This is a genomic window from Pseudomonas sp. SWRI50, assembly GCF_014269095.1.
GTDB classification, from domain to species: domain Bacteria; phylum Pseudomonadota; class Gammaproteobacteria; order Pseudomonadales; family Pseudomonadaceae; genus Aquipseudomonas; species Aquipseudomonas kermanshahensis.
Window position 1 is genome coordinate 38,277 of the sequence record NZ_JABWRW010000006.1, and the last position, 15,591, is coordinate 53,867.

Genomic DNA, 15,591 nt, shown 5'->3' on the forward strand with positions numbered 1-15,591 from the left:
GTCACTGTGGGAGCTGGCTTGCCTGCGATGGGCTGCGTAGCAGCCCCAGTACCGAGCCTCTACATGAACCACCCTCTTCTTCGCGCCCTGGCCATCTACCGTGAAATGCCCTGGCGCTTCGGCCTCGTGACCGCCTTGTACATCGCCGGCAACCTTGGCCTGGTCTGGCAGCAATGGCTGATCGGCCACGCGGTCGACGATGTCAGCGCTGGCCGCGCTGTGGTACGCCTGCCCGACGGCAGCCTGGATGCCGCCGTGGCCTGGCACTGGCTGTGGCTGCTGCTGGCCATCGCCCTGGGCCGTGGTGCGCTGCAATACGCCGCCGCGGTGCTGTCGCTGGTGCTTAGCCAGGCGCTGCTGACGCGCCTGCGCGAGCGCATCCTCACGCAGGTCCAGCGCCTGCACCTGGGCTACCACTGGCGCCACGGCATGGGTGAACTGGTGACCCGCACCACCCGCGACGCCGACAAGGTGCGCGATGCGCTGATCACCTTCTGGCGACAGATCATCGAAACCCCCTTGGTGGTAATGGCCGCCGTGGGGCTGCTGAGCTGGTATGACCCACTGCTCGGCCTGGTGCCGCTGCTGTTGACCGGGGCCGGGCTGTGGCTGTTCGTCGTGCAGACCGATCGCCTGGTCACGCTCGATCGCGCCGTGGGCGCTGCCTACGACCAGGTCAGCCAGGACCTGGCAGAAGGCATCGGTGGCGTGCGCGTGATCAAGGCGTTCGGCCTGGAGGGCCAGCGCATCGAGCGGTTCGCCCACCAGGTTGGCGTGTTCACCGGCCACGCGCGCGCGGCCCTGGCCTATGCCAGCTCACGCATCCCGCTGCCACAGGCGGTGGTAGCGCTGGGGCATGTGTGGATCCTGGTGTACGGCGCCCACCGCGTAGCGGCGGGCGCGCTGGGCATCGGCGAGCTGGTCACTTCGCTGCTGGTGGCCACCACGCTGGTGTTCCGTATCGAAGGCATCGGCCGGGTCATGCAGACCTTCGCCGATGCCCGCGCCAGCGCCGAGCGCATCTGGCAACTGCTGGACGAGCAACCGGCGATCCTTGGCGGCCAGGCTACCCTGCCCCCTGGGCCATTGGGCCTGAAACTGGCCCAGGTGCGCGTCAGCGCCCCTACGGGCGAGCGCGCCATCCTGCAGGACTGCTCGCTGACCCTGCAGCCCGGCGAGGTGGTGGCACTGGTCGGCGCCACGGGCACCGGCAAGAGCCTGCTGGCCAGCCTGCTGCCGCGCCTGGCCGACGTGCAAGGCGGCGCCGTGCTGGTCGGCAGTGACGCCGTGGGCTGGCAGGATGTGCGCGCGCTCGACCTGGCCGACCTGCGCCGACGCGTCCAGGTGTTGCCGCAAGAAAGCTTCCTGTTCTCTGACAGCCTGGCGGCCAACCTGCGCCTGGCGGCAGCCAATGCCAGCGCCGCTGAGTTGCGCGAAGGGCTGCGCCTGGCGGCGGCAGACGATGTACTCGAACGCTTGCCCCATGGCCTCGACACGCCGCTGGGCGACCGTGGCGTGACCCTCTCCGGCGGCCAGCGCCAGCGCCTGTGCCTGGCCCGCGCACTGCTCGGCGCGCCAGACATCCTGTGCCTGGACGACGCCACCAGCGCCCTGGATGCCCTGGGTGAGCGCCAGGTGCTGCACAACATCCGCCGCCTGCGCGGCGACACGGGCCAGGGGCCGACTTTGCTGCTGATCACCAGCCGCCTTTCGACCCTGCTGTTGGCCGACCGGGTACTGATGCTGGAGAACGGCCGCATCAGCGCCAGTGGCACCCATGCCGAGCTGAGCGCGAACAATGCCCACTACCGCGACCTGCTGGGGATCGACCATGAGTAATGCACCCAACAACGCCCCCAGCGATATCGAGATCGAGCAGCACCTGGCGCGCCAGGCCCTGGACCGTGGCATGTTCCACCGCCTGTTGCCGCTGCTGCGGCCCATTCGCCGGCAAATCCTGGCGGTGATCGGCATCGAACTGCTGCTGGTGTTCACCGTGTTCCTGCGGCCCTGGTTCGTCCGCGAGCTGCTCGACAAGGGGTTGGTGGCCAGCGCCGATCACTGGTTGCTGGACGAACGCCTGGTGCTGTGGCTCGGCCTGGGCCTGGTGGCCAGCTGGCTGGGGCGCTTCCTGCTGGCAGGCGTGTCGCAGTTCATTGCTGGGCGGGCGGCGATCCGCGTGCTCAACGACCTGCGGGTGAAGGTGTTTGCCCACGTGCAGGCGCTGTCGGTGAGCTACTTCGACCAGACCCGCGCCGGGCGCATCATTTCCCGCGTTGACCGTGATGTCGATGCGCTCGAACCGTTGTTGGTGCAAGGCCCGCCAGAACTGCTCGGCGCCCTGCTGCGCTGCGGCCTGGCGGCGGTGATGCTGTGGCGCATCGAGCCGAGCTTCTTCTACAGCCTGGCCGCCACGGTGCCACTGCTGGCGTTGGCCACCTGGCGCTTCAAACGGGTGTCGCAACGCAACTGGGCCAAGGTCGCCGAACAGCGCAGCCGCTTCACCGCGCACCTGGTCGAGAGCGTCAGCGGCGTGCGCTTGATTCAGCAATGTGGCCAGGAACAAAAAAACCAGACGCGCTACCGGCGCCTGCTCGAGGACTTCAACCAGGCCCTGATCCGCGGCAGCCTGCGCGCCGGCTGGTTCGCGCCGTTCACGGCACTGCTGAGCACGGCAGGCATGGCCGTATTGCTGCTGGTAGGCGCCCACGGCCTGGCCGAAGGCAAGGTCACTGTCGGCCAGGTGGCCGAGAGCCTGTTCTACGTGTTCCTGTTCCTGGGGCCACTGCAAGAGCTGTCGGACCTGTTCGAGCGCTATGCCACCGGCAGTGCGTCGGCGCAGCGGATCTTCCTGCTGCTCGACACCCGCCCACAGGTACTCGACCCGCAATCACCCCGCCCGCTGGCCAGGGCACGCGGCCAGGTGGACTTTGAGCAGGTGGGTTTCGCCTACACCCCGAATGGCCCGCGCCCGGTGATCGATGGCCTCGACCTGCACATCCGCGCCGGTGAAGTGCTGGCCATCGTCGGCCCGTCCGGGCATGGCAAAAGTACCTTGGTGCAGTTGCTGACGCGTTTCTACGAAGTGCAACGCGGCGCCGTGAAACTGGACGGCATCGACCTTCGCGAACTGGCCCAGCATGACCTGCGGCGCAACGTCGGCGTGGTGCTGCAGGACAACGTGCTGTTCAGCGGCAGCATCCTCGACAACCTGCGCCTGGCGGCACCTGGTGCCGACGATGCACGCCTGGTGGCAGCTGCCCGCGAGTTGGGGGCAGACGAAGTGCTCGAGCGCCTGCCACAGCGCTACCACACCGAAGTCGGGCCCCTGGGCGCGCACCTGAGCCATGGCCAACGGCAACTGGTGTGCCTGGTGCGCGCCTACCTGGCCGACCCGGCGGTACTGGTGCTAGACGAGGCCACCTCGGCGGTGGATGTGCACACCGAGCGGCGTATCCAGCAGGCCTTGCGGCGGCTTTGCCAAGGGCGCACGGCGATCATCATCGCCCACCGCCTGGCGACCATCCGCGATGCCGACCGCATCGCCGTGGTCCGCCATGGGCAGGTGGTGGAGCAAGGGGCGCATGCCGAGCTGATTGAGCGTGGGGGGGCTTATGCGGCGTTGTATGAGGCGTACTTGCGCAGTGCCGGGGAGGTTGTGGCCGAGAGGGGCGAGTCGTGCCAGGTGTAAGGTTTGGGAGGTGCAGCGCCTGGGAGATCGAGCGCCGCCCGCGCGGCGCATCGCGAGCAACGCTCGCTCCTACGTTTGTTTTCGGCCAATAACGCCTGTGACAGGGGCGCGCGAACGCCTTGTTTGTTCGACGCAGTACCGAGCCATGCGCCAAGGCGGTCGCGCGTGTTTGCCCCAGGAATGATTGGCCCGAAACAAACGTAGGAGCGAGCGTTGCTCGCGATGCGCCGCGCGGGCGGCGCTCGATCTCCCAGGCACCGCAAAACTCAAGCCCTGCCCCCCGCAGCCCCCATGCTGCTCTCCCAGCATCCACTGCTTCCCGGTTGCTGCCACAGCAGCACCCCGCCCCTCTCCTGCACCGCAAGCCCCCGCCGCACAAGCCCAACGCCACGCATGGCACAGCCGTTGCACCACCCTCTCCATCCGCACAACCTCCCCTTCAGGAGCCCCCATGACCACCGAATTTTTCTGGCGCCTGCCCTTGGGCACCGATGGCCCACAGTTGTCCACCGACCGCCACAACCGTGGCAACCCGCAGCACCGCGCCGGCAACATCGCCCCCGGTCGCCTGCCCAACGGCGAAAGCGACGGCTTTACCTACATCGACTACATCGCCCAGGTGGCCAAGGCCGCCGAGCTGGCAGGTTTCGAGGGTGCCTTGCTGCCCACCGGCCCCGAGCCGTGGATCGCTGCTGCAGCGCTGGCCCGCGAAACCCGCCGCATACGCTTTCTGATCGCGTTCCAGGCCACCTGGACCTTGCCCGCCTATGCGGCACAGCAGGCTGCGATCCTGCAAAACCTCAGCGGTGGCAGGCTGGACTGGAACATCATCACCGGCGGCAACCCGGCCAGCCAGCGGGCCAACGGCGACTTCCTCGAACATGACCTGCGCTACAAGCGCACCGGTGAGTTCCTCGACGTGATCCAGGGCCTATGGGCACAGGACAAATTTTCCTACGACGGCGACATCTATCGCCTGGAAAACGGCAGCCTGCCACCCGGCCTGCAACACGAGCGCAAACCGGGCGTGTACTTCTCCGGGTTTTCCGATGCAGCGCTGGACGTGGCGGCGCGCCACGCCGATGTGTACCTCAACTGGGCCGAGCCGATCGACACGCTCAAACCGCACATCGAGCGGGTCAGGGAACTGGCCGACAAACAAGGGCGCACGGTGCGCTTCGGCCTGCGCGTCGACCTGTTCGCCCGTGAGACCGAGGAACAGGCGTGGCAGGAATTGCGCCAGCAGTTCGAGCGCCTGGAAGGCAAGGCCAGCGCCTCGGCCAAGGGCTTCGTGACCGGCTCCGACTCGGTCGGCGGCGCTCGCCAGGCGGCCTATCACCAAGGCTTGCAAGGCTTCGACGAACTGATCCTGGCGCGCAACCTGTGGGCCGGCTTCGCCAAGGCCAAGCCCGGCCCGACCGTGGGCCTGGTGGGCAGCCACCAGAACATCGCCGAGCGCCTGGCCGAATACCGTGATGCGGGTTTCAGCACATTCATTCTGGCCAGCAACCCGCACCTGGAAGAAGCCTTGCGCATCGGCCAGGAAGTGCTGCCCCTGGTGCAACAGGCTGCCGCCACCACCCCCTTCAAGGCCAGCGCCTGAACCCGACGGAGCCGGAACATGAGCACACCCCTCGATACCCTTTGGTACACCCGCTGTCCAGTCCCCACCGGCCTGGGCATCGCCGTGCAGCAAGGCTGGCTGCAGGATGACCTGGCCAGCCTTGGCACCCAGGTACAATCCCTGCGCGAAGCCGACCAGCAGGCCGTGCGCGAATCGCACTTCGACCACAGCCTGCTCAACTCGGTCCGCCACGGTGGCAGCATCCCGGCCATCTGGGCCCGCGCGCAAGGCCGCGAAACCCGTGTGATCGGCCTGTCCTGGGCCGATGAAGCGCAGTTGATCCTGACCCGCCCGGACAGCGGCATCCACACGGTCAAGGACCTCAAGGGCCGGCGCTTCGGCCTGCCCGACTGGGCCTCGGCGCAGATCGACTTCACCCGCGCACAAGCCCTGCGCGGGCTGGAAAACGCCCTTAAACTCGAAGGCCTGCAAGTGGGCGACGTCGCGCTGGTCAACTACCGCTACGACGGCACCTTCAGCGACCGCCCAGTGCGCAATGTGGCGGGTACACCGGTGTCCAGCACGCAAAGCGAAGGCCGCAACCTGGAGTTGGCCGGGCTGTTGCGCGGCGAGGTCGATGCGATCTTTCTCAAGGGCGCGAGCGCCGTGCAACTGGCCCATGCCTTTGCCCTGCACACGGTCATAGACACCGGCAGCCATCCCGACCCGTTGATCCGCAGCAACAACGGCACGCCGCGCACCCTCGCTGTGGACAGCCACCTGTTGGCGCAACACCCGCAGGTGGTGCGCACCCTGCTCTCGTCCGTACTGCGCGCCGAACGCTGGGCCCATCAGCACCCGGACGAAACCCGCCGCTACCTGGCCCGTGAAACCAACAGCAGCGAATACTGGGTCACGGTCGCGTACGGCGCCGATGCCCACCTGCGCCTAAGCACCCGCCTGGATGACCAGGCTATCGACGCCCTGCAGGATTTTGTCGAATTTCTCAAACGCTGGCGCTTCATCCCCAACCGGTTCGAGGTACGTGACTGGATCGCCCGCCAACCCCTGGACCACTTGCTGGCCCCCACTCCCCTGGACAGGAAGCCCGTTACCCCATGACCAAGCCATTGGAAACGCTCTGGTACACCCACAGCCCTGTGCCCACCGGCCTCGGCATCGCCGTGCAATCCGGGCGCCTGGCCGAGGCCTTTGCGCCGTTCGGCACCAACATCCAGTCATTACGCGAATCCAGCGAACGGGAAGTGCGCGAAGCCCACTACGACCACCACCTGCAGAACTCAGTACGCCACGGCGGCAACATCCCAGCAATCTGGGCCTACGCCAGTGGTGTCGAGACCCGCGTGCTGGGGTTGTCGTGGAGCGATGAAGTGCAACTGATCCTGACCACCGAAGAAAGCGGTGTGCGCAGTATCCGCGACCTGAAAAACCGCCGCTTCGGCTTGCCCAAGTGGGCCAACGTGCAGATCGACTTCACCCGCGCCCAGGCCCTGCGCGGGCTGGAAAACGCGCTGAAGCTCGAAGGCTTGAGCGTGGCGGATGTCGAACTGGTCGACTACCCCTACGGCGGTACCTACAGCGACGACGCCAAGCAGCACCTGTATGGCGCCGAAGTGAGCCTGGACACCAGCCGTTTCAGCCGCCGCAACAACGAACTGATCGGCCTGCTGCGCGGCGACATCGACGCGATCTTCCTCAAGGGCGCCCATGCGGTGCACCTGGCCCACGAGTTTGGCCTGCGTGTAGTCGTCGATACCGGCAGCCACCCCGACCCGCTGATCCGCAGCAACAACGGCACACCGCGCACCTTGACCGTGGACCGGCATTTGCTGGAAGAGCACTTCGATGCCAGCCGTACACTGGTCGACACGGTGTTGCGCACCGAGCAGTGGGCGTGGGCCAACCCGGAAGAGACCCGGCGCTTCCTTGCCCGTGAGCTGAACACCAGCGAGTACTGGGTGGCTGCGGCTTATGGCGACGATGCCCACCGGCGCTTGCGCACGACCCTGGACAGCCGCTCGATCGATGCGCTGCAGGACTTTACCGAGTTCCTGTTCAGGTGGGGGTTCATACCGCGCCGGTTCGATGTGCGGGAGTGGATCGACTTCAGCGTGCTGGAGCGTGTGATCGGCTCGACTTCGCGGTTGGCTGTGTGACCCTGGGGGCGCTATGCGCCCCATTCGCGGGACCAGCCCGCTCCCACAGGTGCGGCGCTAGCCTTGGAGGCTACACAGTTCGGGTGGGAGCCGGCTTGCCGGCGATAGGGCCGCAACGCGGCCCCAACACGCTCAACCAAACGCTGCTGCCCCAGCAGCACCCGCCAAGCACCCCACTGCTGCCCTACCGGCAACAGCCCCCTAAAAAACCAATTAAATTCATATAATTCAAAAACTTACAAACATGGCACAGTCCCTGCTCTAGCTCTCCCCAACAACGCTTTACATACGGGGAGATTCACCATGCACCAGCTCCACCCACTGGCCCGCCAGATCAGCCTCGCGCTGCTGCTGGCCGGCACCGGCGGCCAGGCCGTCGCCGCCAACGAAGACGCCAAGACCGAGCCCGCCCTGGAAACCGTCACCGTCACGGCCCAGCACCGCGAGCAGACCCTGCAGGAAGTCCCGGTCGCCGTGTCGGCGATCAAGGGCACCAGCATCACTGCCGACGGCGTGCGCTCGATGGGCGACATCACCACCTTCGTGCCCAACGCCTCGGCCAAGAACCCCGACGGCGATGGCCGGCCGCGGTGGTACATCCGTGGCCTGGGCACCGGTGACACCGGCGCCGCGACGGTCTACCCAGTGGGCATCTACGCCGACGACGTCTACCTCAATGCACCGATCGCCGGCGGCGGCCCGCTGTTCGACCTCGAACGCATCGAGATCCTGCGCGGGCCGCAGGGCACCCTGTATGGCAAGAACACCACGGCGGGCGCGGTCAACGTGATCTCGAAGAAGCCGACCTTCGACACCGACGGCTACGGCACAGTCGGCGTCGGCAGCAAGAACGAACGGATCCTCACCGGTGCCATCGGCGGCGCGCTGGTGGACGAAAAACTGGCCGGCCGGGTGTCGCTGTACTCCGAAGAACGCGATGGCTTCCAGCACAACGACTTCGACGGCAACACCTATGGCGACGTCAACAAGAAAGCCATCCGCCTGCAGTTCCTCGCCCAGCTCAACCCCGACCTGGACGCCTTGCTGAAGCTGCACAGCCGCCAGTTCAAGGGCGATGGCAGCAACGGCTCGCTGCCGGTGGGCCGCTACTACAACGTCGGTTACGAGCGCCCCAATGGCCGCGACATTTCGCTCAACGTCAACGAGGACTACCGCCTCGACCACGACGGCGCGTCGCTGACCTTCAACTGGTACCTGGGCGACTACACCCTGACCTCGATCAGCGCCTACGACTACATCCGCAACCGCTCGACCAGCGACGCCGACTACACCCCATACGAGGTCAACGGCGCGTCGATCACCGACAACAGCTACCGCCAGTGGTCGCAGGAGCTGCGCCTGGCATCGCCGGAAGACCGCCCGCTGCACTGGCTGGCAGGCGCGCACTACTTCCATGAGGACCTCGACAGCGCGGCCCAGCGCATCGTCACCCCGGGCCCGACACCCAACGGCACCGGTTCGAACCAGGTCGGCACCACCGCGTTCCGCGACCTGGGCTATGACCACCGCACCGACAGCTACGCGCTGTTTGGCAACCTCACCTACGACTTCACCGATGACTTCAGCGTGACGGGTGGCCTGCGCTGGACCCAGGAGAAAAAAGACATCGACCTGGACCTGACCCAGTTGACCCGCACCACCGCCAACGGCCCGCTGATCCCGCTGGCAGGCGTGGGCACCAACGGCAATCGCCAGGAAGACAAGACTTGGGAAGCCTGGACTTACGACCTGACCCCCGAGTACCGCATCAACGACAACCTGCGGGTGTTCTTCCGCTATGCCCATGGCTTCCGCTCTGGTGGCTTCAACACAGGGCTATCGACCAGCCTTGCACAGCTGACCACGGTGGACCCGGAAGAGCTGGATGCCTACGAGTTGGGCCTGAAATCCGAGTGGTTCGACCGCCGCCTGACGGTTAACGCCAACGTCTTCTACTACGACTACAAGGACATTCAGGTGAACCTGCTGACGGTCAACAACGGCGTGCTCACCACCGCCTTGACCAACGGCGCCAAGGGCAAGGTAAAAGGGGCGGAGCTGGAGATCGAAGGCCAGCCGACCGACCGCCTGCACGTGCGTGCGGCGGTGTCCTTCCTCGACACCGAATACACCGACTTCAAGAACACCAACCCCACCACTGGCGCGGTGACCGGCGACTACAGCGGCAACAGCTTCGTGCGCTCGCCACGCAACGTGGTGTCGCTGGGTGCCGACTACACCTTTCCGTTGCAGGTCGGCGGCAAGCTGGTAGCCGGCGGCGACGTGAGTTTCCGCGACAAGGAATACTTCCTTGCCGACCGCCAGAGCAGCGCTGACGAAACCCTCAGCCAGCCCCACTACACCCTGGCCAACGCCCGCCTGACCTGGTTCAGCCCCGACGACAAGCTGAGCGTGACCGGCTTCGTCAACAACCTCACCGACCGCCGCTACCAGGTGCATGGCCGGCCTAACGGGACTGCCGGGCAGTACGTGATCACCTATGGCGACCCACGCACGGTCGGGCTGAGTGTCACCAGCCGCTTCTGATTTTTCTGCCTTTGGGGCTGCTGTGCAGCCCCAAGGCACCCACGCCTTCTAAAAGGACATCCCCATGCTCCACCACACCCCCTTGGCCAGCGCCATCGCCCTGGCCATCGGCAGCCTTGCCGTGCCCGCATTCGCCGCCGAACCCGCCACCAACCTCGACACCGTGGTCGTGGTCGGCACCCACCGCAGCGACGTCACCGCCCTGCAAAGCGCTGCGCCCGTCGACGTCCTGAGTGGCGAAAAACTGCAGGAAACCGGCGCCAGCGACCTGTCCGCCGCGCTCACGGCCTTGTCACCGTCGTTCAGCTTCCCGCAATCGCCACAAGGCGCCTTTGCCGGCTCCATCGCCCAGGGCGCCTCGCTGCGCGGCCTGGCTTCCGACCAGGTGCTGGTGCTGGTCAACGGCAAACGCCGCCACACCAGCGCCAACGTTACCCGCCAAGGCCTGGTCAACGCCCGCGGCGCGGCGGCAGTGGACCTCAGCTTGATCCCGCTGTCGGCCATCGAGCGGGTAGAGATCCTGCGCGATGGCGCCGCCGCCCAATACGGTTCGGACGCCATCGCCGGGGTGATCAACATCGTCCTCAAGGAACGCGACGACGGCGGCAACGCCGGCTACCGCTTCGGCGGCTACAAGAAAGGCGATGGCCTGCAACGCAAGCTCAGTGGCTGGAAAGGCTTTACCCTGCCCAACGACGGCTTCCTTACCCTGGCCTTCGACGCTGGCAGCCAGGACCCAGCCAGCGACACGCGCGACGACAACCGCCTGTTCTATCCCGGCTCGACCAGCATCGACACCCCGCGTGAGCAGAACAACCGCTACCGCAACTGGCGCTGGGGCTCGGGCAACGTCTCGGACCAGTACAACTTCACCGCCAACGCCGAGATGGGCCTGAGCGAGGGCCTTAGCGCTTATGGCTTCGCCACCTACGCGCACAAGAACACCGACGCCGAGAACTTTTTCGACCCGCCCACCACCCTGCGTAACAACTACGGCAGCGTGGCGCTGGCGCGCTACCCCGACGGCCGCTTGCCAATAACCCGCTATGGCCTGGAAGACTTCGCCGTCACCAGTGGCCTGCGCCTGGAGAATGAAGCACTGGGCAATTTCGACCTGGCGCTGAACTACGGCAACAACCGCGTCGACTCCACCGACCGCGACGCCATCAACCCCAGCTGGGGCACCGCCAGCCCCTCGACCATCTACACCGGCCGGCGCGAAGCCGACCAGACCAACCTGACCCTGGACTGGACACGCGACTTCGCCAACGACTGGCTGTTCAAGCCACTGACCGTTTCAGCAGGGCTGGCCTGGCGCCAGGAGAACTTCGACCTGACCGAGGGTGACGCCGCCGGCTGGTCCAACGGGCCGCTGTTCAACACCGTCGACCCGGTTTCTGGCCGGCGTATTCCCGGTTATTACTCGGGCATCACCCAGGTCGATGCCGTCTCGCTCGACCGCCGGGTGATCGGCGCCTACTTGGATGTCGAAGCCCAGCTCACCGAGAAATTCCAGGCCGGCGTGGCGGTACGTAGCGAGCACTACTCGGACTTTGGCGACACCACCAACGGCAAACTGTCGCTGCGCTATGACTTCACACCCGAAATCGCCGCCCGGGCCAGCGCCAGCACCGGCTACCGCGCGCCTTCACTGGTGCAGAGCGGGTTGTCCTCGTTCAGCGTGCAGGTGGTGGAGCAACCGCCGGGCAGTGGCAACTGGGTCGAGGTGCAACAGCGCACCCTGCGAGCCGACAGCCCGGAAGCGGCGCTGTTGGGTGGCAAGTCGCTCAAGCCCGAAGAGTCGACCAACTTCTCCGTGGGCCTGGTCTGGCGCCCGCTGCCCAACGCTTCGGTGACGCTGGATGCCTACCGCATCGACATCGACAACCGCATCACCTTGTCCGACCAGTTGCCGTCGTCAGTGGTCACGCCGATTTTTGCCGGCACGCCCTACGCCAATATCCAGAGTGCGGCGTTCTACACCAACATCGCCGACACCCGCACGGATGGCTTCGAGCTGGCCGGCCACTACCAGCTCGAGCTGGGCGGTTGGGGCCGGCTGGACTTCAACGGCGGCTATGCGCGCAACAACACCCGTATCACCGGGCTGGACGACGTGGGCAGCATCCCCGGCAACCAGATCATCGGCCGCAACACCCAAGGCCTGATCGAGGACGGTACGCCCAAGGACAAACTGACCCTGAGCGCCAACTGGCTGTATGACGGCTGGAGCGTCACTGTGGCCCAACGCCGTTATGGCGAATGGCAGAGCCGCAACGCCGCCAACCCGGCGCTGGACCAGACGTTTGCGGCGCAGTGGGTGACCGACCTGGATGTGTCGTACCGCTTCGACCTGGGCCTGACCTTGTCGGCGGGCGCGATCAATCTGTTCGACAGCCACCCAGACAAGCTCGAAGGCGCGCAGCTGTATGGGGTGCCGAAGTATTCCATCACCAGCCCCGAGGGAGCGCAGGGGGCGTTCTACTACACCAGCGTCAGTTACGATTTCTGATCAGCGACCGCGCTGGCTTCTTCGCGGGCAAGCCCGCTCCCACCCGAACTGTGTAGCCTCCAAAGCTAGCGCCGCACCTGTGGGAGCTGGCTTGCCAGCGATGAGGCCAGAACAAGCACCACAAGACAGTTGCTCTCACAGGGTCAGCAACTCGCTTGCGATCTTTGTACTCTGCGTACTTGTGTGGGCTTGCCCGCGAAGAAGCCAGAACGTAGTGCTGACGACCTGCTGCTGGAGCAGCAGCCCTGTGCTGCTCCAGCACCACCTCCTTTTCAGCCCCCGTATTTCCGGGCCTTCAGCGCCTGGCACAGCTCTTGCGATAGCCCTTTCTATCGTCTGCTCCCCCAAGGCCCGCCATGCGCTTGCTCTCGCCCCTCTCCTGGTTGATCTCACCTGCAGCCCTGCTCGCACTCTGGGCCGTGCTGGCCAACGCTGGGCTGTTCCCTGCCAACCTGCTGGTGCCACCGCTGGAGGTCTGGCACAGCTTCACCGAACTGCTGGCCACCGGCGAGCTGCAGGAGCACCTATCCGGCAGCCTTTCGCGCCTGGCCCTGGGCTTTGTCGGCGGCGCGCTCGGCGGCCTGGCATTCGGCACGGCGCTGGCCTTGTCATACACCGTGGAGGCCTACTGCGCACCGCTGTTTCACACGCTTCGCCAGGTGCCCAGCATCGCCTTGATCCCGATGTTCGTGCTGCTGTTTGGCGTCGATGAAACCTTCAAGATCGTCATCGTCGCCAAGACCGCGTTCTTCCCCGTGGCCTTGGCCACCTGTGAAGGGGTACGCGCGATCCCGCGCAGTCACTTCGAGGTCGCAGCGGTGTACCGCCTGCGCTGGACCACGTTGGTCGGCCGTATTGCCCTGCCCGCTGCCGTGCCCGCGATCGTCACCGGCGTGCGCGTGGCGTTGACCCGCGCCTGGGTGGTGCTGGTGGCCTGCGAGCTGCTGGCCGCCGACAGCGGGCTGGGGCAGATGATCGAAATGGGCCGGCAGATGCTGCGTATCGATGTCGTGATGGTCGGGGTGGTGATCACCGGTGTGATCGGCTTCACCCTGGATTTTGCCCTGCGCCGCGTGGAGCGGCGCTTGTCTGGCTGGCAAAGCCGCTGAGGAGGCAGTAATGAAGCTACACAATACCCGAGGCCTGGTGCTGCCATTGCTGCTGCTCGGCGCCTGGGAATACGCCTCGCGCCAGGACGCCGCCGGCGCCTACGCCTTCGTGCCACTGGCGCAGGTAGGGTCGGCATGGGTCGAACTGCTGGGCAGCGGCGAGCTGCTGATCAACCTGTGGGCAAGCCTGGTGCGCACCTGCACCGGCCTGGCGGTGGGCATTGTCGGTGGCATCGGGCTGGGCGCGCTGATGGCCCTGTCCGCCCCTGCCAACCGCCTGATCGCGCCGCTGTTCCATGCCCTGCGCCAGGTGCCGATGCTGGGCTGGATCCCGTTGATCGCCCTGTGGCTGGGCAACGGCGAAAGCGCCAAGCTGCTGATCGTCAGCCTTGCGGCTTTGTACCCCATGGTGCTCAACACCTTCGAAAGCCTGCGCCAGGTCGAGGGCCAGCACCGTGAAGCCGCCCGCGTGCTGATGCTCAGCCGCGCCCAGCAGCTGCGCCTGATCCTGCTGCCTGCCGCCTTGCCGGGCATCGCCGCTGGCGTGCTGCAGGCACTGGCATTCGCCTGGGTGACCTCGGTCGGCAGCGAGCTGTTCCTGTCTTCCGGTGCCGGCCTCGGCAGCCTGATGATGACCGCCGAAGCCGGCGCGCGCATGGAGATCATCGTGGTCTGCGTGCTGTGCATCGGCCTGTGCGGCTACCTGATGTCCTGGCTCTGCACCCTCCTCTCCCGCCGCCTGCTGCGCTGGCGCCCGACCCGTTGAAAGGCCCGACCATGAACGCCATCGCCCATGCTCTACCCACCACCGCCACCCACGGCGCACTGACCCTTCGCGGCCTGAGTAAGACCTACGCCCTCAAGGGCAAGCCGATGCAAGTGCTCAAGGACATCGAGCTGAACATCCAACCTGGCGAATTCGTCAGCATTGTCGGCGCCAGCGGCTGTGGCAAGTCCACGCTGCTGCGGCTGATCGTCGGCCTCGACCAGGACTATCACGGGCAGATCCTGCTCGACCAGCAACCCGTGCGCGGGCCGGGCCTGGAACGCGGCATCGTGTTCCAGGACCACCGCCTGTTCCCATGGATGACCTTGCAGCAGAACATCGCCCTGGCCCTGAAAAACCACACCATGCCAGCCACGCACAAGGCCCGCCTGGTGGCTGAGCATATCGAGCTGGTGGGCCTGAGCGGTTACGAACACGCCTACCCGCACCAGCTCTCCGGGGGCATGGCCCAGCGCGCGGCCATTGCCCGGGCGCTGGTGAACAAACCCAAGGTGCTGCTGCTCGACGAGCCGCTCGGCGCCCTCGATGCCCTGACCCGGGTGAGGCTGCAGCAAGAGCTGCAGCGCATCTGGGTGCAGGAGCGGTGCACCGTGATCATGGTCACCCATGACATCGAGGAGGCGCTGTACCTGGGTGACCGGGTGATCGTGATGGATGCCCACCCTGGCAGAATCCGAGAGGACCTGCACATCGACCTGCCGCACCCGCGTGAGCGCGACAGTGCGGTGCTGCACGCGTACAAACAGCGGTTGCTGGGTGAGCTGGTGGGGCATTGAGCTGCGCCTGTGCTAATGTCGGTCGACTTGCTTGCCCATCAACATGGAGCCCCCTACATGGACGTACGTTGCACATCGATCGAGGACGTTCGCTCGCGCATCGACCACATCGACCAGAACCTGGTCGCGCTGCTCGCCCAACGCGGCCAACTGGTCGCCCAGGCAGCCACCTTCAAGAAGACCAGCGACGATGTGCGCGCACCGGCGCGGGTCGAGCAGGTGATTGCCAAGGTGCGTGCAATTGCCAGCGATACCGGGGCGTCGCCCGACGTGGTGGAACGGGTGTACCGGGCGATGATTGCGGCCTTTATCGATGAAGAGCTGAAACTGCATGCCGCATTGAGCCGTGAGTGAACCTGGACGGGTTCGACACTGCCCTACGCGAACTCGGTAGGAGCAGCCTTGTGCTGCGAAGAGGCCGGTGACAG

Annotated in this window: 11 protein-coding genes; all 11 read left to right on the forward strand. The window is 66.1% G+C overall.

Features of this window, described 5'->3' with window-relative positions; all coding sequences use genetic code 11:
• Positions 1-63: 63 nt before the first annotated feature.
• The 11 genes from HU750_RS08705 to HU750_RS08755 all read left to right on the forward strand — a co-directional run bounded on the left by HU750_RS08705 (position 64) and on the right by HU750_RS08755 (position 15,517).
• A complete protein-coding gene (locus tag HU750_RS08705) occupies positions 64-1,839 on the forward strand; it encodes an ABC transporter ATP-binding protein (RefSeq protein WP_186678644.1) in 1,776 nt (591 codons plus the stop codon).
• Positions 1,832-3,691 (forward strand): ABC transporter ATP-binding protein, encoded by a 1,860-nt coding sequence (locus HU750_RS08710; protein ID WP_186678652.1) that lies wholly within the window; start codon positions 1,832-1,834, stop codon positions 3,689-3,691. The genes HU750_RS08705 and HU750_RS08710 overlap by 8 nt, the downstream gene beginning before the upstream one ends.
• 451 nt (positions 3,692-4,142) lie before the next feature.
• Positions 4,143-5,294, forward strand: a complete 1,152-nt coding sequence (locus HU750_RS08715) for an LLM class flavin-dependent oxidoreductase (RefSeq protein ID WP_186678654.1) — start codon at positions 4,143-4,145, stop codon at positions 5,292-5,294.
• Positions 5,295-5,312: 18 nt separating this feature from the next.
• Entirely contained in the window at positions 5,313-6,377 is a 1,065-nt protein-coding gene (locus tag HU750_RS08720; protein WP_186678656.1) for an ABC transporter substrate-binding protein, read from the forward strand.
• Positions 6,374-7,432 carry an ABC transporter substrate-binding protein gene (locus HU750_RS08725; RefSeq protein WP_027593764.1) on the forward strand — a complete coding sequence of 353 codons (1,059 nt, stop codon included), beginning with the start codon at positions 6,374-6,376 and terminating at the stop codon, positions 7,430-7,432. Before HU750_RS08720 ends, HU750_RS08725 begins: the two co-directional genes overlap by 4 nt.
• Positions 7,433-7,735: 303 nt before the next feature.
• Positions 7,736-9,979 (forward strand): TonB-dependent receptor, encoded by a 2,244-nt coding sequence (locus HU750_RS08730; RefSeq protein WP_186678658.1) that lies wholly within the window; start codon positions 7,736-7,738, stop codon positions 9,977-9,979.
• 64 nt (positions 9,980-10,043) lie between these two features.
• The gene (locus tag HU750_RS08735; protein WP_186678660.1) at positions 10,044-12,491 is read left to right on the forward strand and encodes a TonB-dependent receptor plug domain-containing protein; all 2,448 of its coding nucleotides are present in this window, start codon (positions 10,044-10,046) and stop codon (positions 12,489-12,491) included.
• A gap of 356 nt (positions 12,492-12,847) precedes the next feature.
• Entirely contained in the window at positions 12,848-13,600 is a 753-nt protein-coding gene (locus tag HU750_RS08740; RefSeq protein ID WP_027593767.1) for an ABC transporter permease, read from the forward strand.
• 10 nt (positions 13,601-13,610) lie between these two features.
• Complete coding sequence (locus HU750_RS08745; protein ID WP_186678662.1) at positions 13,611-14,366, forward strand: ABC transporter permease; 756 nt, start codon at positions 13,611-13,613, stop codon at positions 14,364-14,366.
• Between the two features lie 11 nt (positions 14,367-14,377).
• Entirely contained in the window at positions 14,378-15,163 is a 786-nt protein-coding gene (locus HU750_RS08750; RefSeq protein WP_186678665.1) for an ABC transporter ATP-binding protein, read from the forward strand.
• Between the two features lie 57 nt (positions 15,164-15,220).
• Positions 15,221-15,517, forward strand: a complete 297-nt coding sequence (locus HU750_RS08755) for a chorismate mutase (protein WP_186678668.1) — start codon at positions 15,221-15,223, stop codon at positions 15,515-15,517.
• The last annotated feature ends 74 nt before the right edge of the window (positions 15,518-15,591 follow it).

What these genes read in the sequence shown, in the direction of transcription:
- HU750_RS08705 (WP_186678644.1), top strand. Translation starts at nt 64, where the DNA reads ATGAACCACCCTCTTCTTCGCGCCCTGGCCATCTACCGTGAAATGCCC.
- HU750_RS08710 (WP_186678652.1), top strand. Translation starts at nt 1,832, where the DNA reads ATGAGTAATGCACCCAACAACGCCCCCAGCGATATCGAGATCGAGCAG.
- HU750_RS08715 (WP_186678654.1), top strand. Translation starts at nt 4,143, where the DNA reads ATGACCACCGAATTTTTCTGGCGCCTGCCCTTGGGCACCGATGGCCCA.
- HU750_RS08720 (WP_186678656.1), top strand. Translation starts at nt 5,313, where the DNA reads ATGAGCACACCCCTCGATACCCTTTGGTACACCCGCTGTCCAGTCCCC.
- HU750_RS08725 (WP_027593764.1), top strand. Translation starts at nt 6,374, where the DNA reads ATGACCAAGCCATTGGAAACGCTCTGGTACACCCACAGCCCTGTGCCC.
- HU750_RS08730 (WP_186678658.1), top strand. Translation starts at nt 7,736, where the DNA reads ATGCACCAGCTCCACCCACTGGCCCGCCAGATCAGCCTCGCGCTGCTG.
- HU750_RS08735 (WP_186678660.1), top strand. Translation starts at nt 10,044, where the DNA reads ATGCTCCACCACACCCCCTTGGCCAGCGCCATCGCCCTGGCCATCGGC.
- HU750_RS08740 (WP_027593767.1), top strand. Translation starts at nt 12,848, where the DNA reads ATGCGCTTGCTCTCGCCCCTCTCCTGGTTGATCTCACCTGCAGCCCTG.
- HU750_RS08745 (WP_186678662.1), top strand. Translation starts at nt 13,611, where the DNA reads ATGAAGCTACACAATACCCGAGGCCTGGTGCTGCCATTGCTGCTGCTC.
- HU750_RS08750 (WP_186678665.1), top strand. Translation starts at nt 14,378, where the DNA reads ATGAACGCCATCGCCCATGCTCTACCCACCACCGCCACCCACGGCGCA.
- HU750_RS08755 (WP_186678668.1), top strand. Translation starts at nt 15,221, where the DNA reads ATGGACGTACGTTGCACATCGATCGAGGACGTTCGCTCGCGCATCGAC.